A 2923-nucleotide genomic window follows, 5' to 3' on the forward strand; every position below is an offset into this window, starting at 1 on the left:
CCGTACGAGACCGACACCGTCGACACTCCGGAGGACCTGTACTGCAAGCTCCCACAGAATTCGCAGATCGCCGTCCGCGGCGCCCGCAACATCCCTTGCGCCAACAATCCCGACAAGCGCGCGGCGACCGCCGAATTGTGCAACAGCGACCGGGAATTCGTGCCGCTCGCCATCGAGCAGCCGGTCGTCGGTCCCTATCCGTACGACCCGAACCTGGAAGCGCAAGGGCTGCCGCAGGATTCGCGATACAACCCCGACGGATCCCTCGTGGCGCCCGAGGTGGGGCTCCCGCCGATCCCGAGCGCGCGCGGAGCGGTGTCGGAATCGGAACCTGCTTCGGCGCAATACGATCCGCACACCGGACGGTACTTCGGTCCGGACGGGCGGTTGTACCGGCAGGGTGATCTCACCGCCGGTGCCGAGCCGGCCACGTGGCAGGACATGATGCCTCGCTGAAACGTGGTTGCCGGTCCGGGCGATGCTCAGCCGCGACGCTTCCGGACCCGGCCGGCGCTCTTGGGGCGCCCGGCGTTGCCGCGCCGCGTCTTCGGCTTCTTGTCGCCCACGACCTTCCGGGGCTGTGAACCCTGCCGTTCGCCGCGTCGCTTCGCCTTCTTGTCGGGCTCGTCCTGCCGTCCCCGCGAGCTGTTCGCGGTACGGCCGCGCACGATTCCGACGAACTCGTCGACGAGATTGGTGGTCCGGTCGGTCAGCCACACGAGGCCGACCTGGGACTGCGGTGCATCCACCACCGGGCGGTACGTCAGGTCCTTGCGGTGGTGCAGCCGGGCCAGCGACTGGGGGGTGATGAGAACTCCGACCTCGGAGGCGACGTGCGAGATCGCGCCCTCGGTGGTTTCCGGACGTTCGAAGGCCTCCTCGCCCGGGAGCTTCGCCCAGTCCAGCACGTCGTCGAGCGGATGCAGGACGGTCTCCTCCTCGAGGTCGGCGACCGAGACCTCCTCGACCGCCGCGATCGCATGCTCGGCCGGGACCACCACGACCGAGACCTCGGTGTAGAGGCTGATCACCGACAGGCCGTCGCGTTCGAGGGGCAGCCGCAGCAGCGCGGCGTCCGCCTGGTCCTCGCGCACGCACGCGGCACCGGACGTGGACGGGACCGGCACCAGTTCGATCGGGATGTCGGGCATCCGCTCGGTCCACACCCGCACCCATTTGGCCGGGGTGACCCCGGGAACATAGGCCAGCCGGAACACCTGCGGAGACTCGTCACTCACCCGGTCAGGGTACCGTCGTGGGGGTTCAGTTCTCGCAGAGAGGCCCGTAGGTCCAGCGGCCGCCGAGCATCGTGCCCCACACCGGGGTCTCGGCGAGTGCTGCCCCGGTCGCAGGAAGCGCGTCGGCGTTCAGCACCACCAGATCGGCGACATCGCCGGCCGTGACCCGCTCCCGGCCGCCGGTGGACGCGGCGAGCGCGACCGGCCACGGCAACTCGTGCTCCCGATGCCACACCCGTCCGTCGGGGAGCGTGCGGTCGACGGCGGCGGCCAGCGTCAGCCACGGATCGAGCCGTGCGACCGGGGCGTCCGAACCGAGCGAGAGCGTCGCGCCCGAGCCGAGCAGCGTGCCGTACGGGAACGCGCGGGCGGTGCGACCCGCCCAGTACCGGTCGGCGAGTTCGGCGTCGTCGTGTACGTGCGCGGGCTGGATGCTCGCGGTGACTCCGAGCTGCGCGAAGCGGGCGAAGTCCGCGTCGGCGACCAGCTGTGCGTGCTCGACGCTGCCGCGCGTCCCGGTCGTCTCGAAGCAGTCCAGCACGTGCTCGCACGCGCGGTCGCCGATCGCGTGGATCGCGGAATCGATGCCATGGTCGCGTGCCCGCGTCATCCACCGCGCGAGCTGATCGGGTGGCACGGTGAGCACCCCGTGGTCTCCGTCGGGATACGGATCGTGGCAGTAGGCAGTGCGGGTGCCGAGCGACCCGTCGACGATCACCTTCATCGGCCCGACCGTGGCCAGCCCGCCGGTGCCCGGGATCTCGTCGCCGGTGCGCCATCCCGCGTCGATCGTGGCGTCGAGCCACTGCGGCCAGATACCGCAGCGCACCCGCAGCCGGTCGGTCCCTGCAGTGATGCGCCGCGACCACGCGGTGATGTTGTCCGCGATCTCGAAGTCGACGATCCCGACCACCCCGCGGGCGGCGACCGCGCGGGCGGCATCGTCCACCCACCGGTCGAGCACGTCGGGGTCGACGCGCTGGATCTCGTTCATCAGCGGCATGAATTCGGCTTCGCGCAGCAGGCCGGTCGGATGCGGAGCGAGCGAGAAATGCTGCAGGGCGGCGGTATTGAGCCACGCACCGTGTAGATCGGCACTGACCGCGACGAGCGGCCGGTGCGGCGCGATCGCGTCGAGCAGCGCAGCGTTCGGCTCGTCCGGCCACAAGCCGTCCCGAAACCCGTGCGCCACCACCACATCCGGTTCCGGTTCCCCGAGACGGGTCGCGAACAACGCGACCACTTCCGCGGCCGAGCGCGCACCCGACAGATCGAGCGCGGCCTGCGACAGCGCCCACTGGTCGAAATGCACGTGCGAATCCCACAGCCCGGGCAGCACCAGGCGGCCGCCGAGATCGACGACCTCCCCGGCACCGTCGTCCCCGGCACTGCCGCCGACACGGCCGTCGTGGATCCGCAGGTCGACCGGGTCCGCGCCGGGAGCGAGGCGGGCCTGACGAAGCAGCATCGCTCAGCCCTCGACGATCTCGAACTCGTCGAACACCACCTCACCCGCGGCATCCGACTCGGCCAGGTTCACCTCGCCGATCAGCGCCCAGCCGTGATCGCCCGCGGGATCGGCAAGCGTCTGCCGGACCCGCCACAGCGTCGGTTCCTCCACGACGGAGAACAGCCCCGGACCGCGTGCGTCCGGTCCGGTGCCGATCTCGTCGTACTCGTCGAAG

The 2923-nt window shown here is 70.7% G+C and carries 3 protein-coding genes and 1 pseudogene; 1 reads left to right on the forward strand and 3 read right to left on the reverse strand.

The genetic code is table 11. The features are described 5' to 3' along the window. Positions 1 to 456, forward strand: a pseudogene (locus I0Q12_RS05350) (virulence factor Mce); the annotation flags it as partial. A 26-nt stretch (positions 457 to 482) separates the two neighbouring features. Here I0Q12_RS05350 and I0Q12_RS05355 read toward each other — a convergent pair. The 3 genes from I0Q12_RS05355 to I0Q12_RS32040 form a co-directional block, all read right to left on the reverse strand. Then, entirely contained in the window at positions 483 to 1238 is a 756-nt protein-coding gene (locus I0Q12_RS05355; RefSeq protein ID WP_197250960.1) for a LysR family substrate-binding domain-containing protein, read from the reverse strand. 25 nt (positions 1239 to 1263) lie between these two features. Beyond that, entirely contained in the window at positions 1264 to 2706 is a 1443-nt protein-coding gene (locus I0Q12_RS05360) for an amidohydrolase (protein WP_197250961.1), read from the reverse strand. A gap of 3 nt (positions 2707 to 2709) precedes the next feature. Further along, the coding region (locus tag I0Q12_RS32040; RefSeq protein ID WP_231610057.1) for a DUF3516 domain-containing protein at positions 2710 to 2923 on the reverse strand (214 nt) is incomplete at its 5' end.

The sequence above is a fragment of the Rhodococcus sp. CX genome (genome assembly GCF_015865005.1).
In the GTDB taxonomy this organism is placed as follows: Bacteria; Actinomycetota; Actinomycetes; order Mycobacteriales; family Mycobacteriaceae; genus Rhodococcus.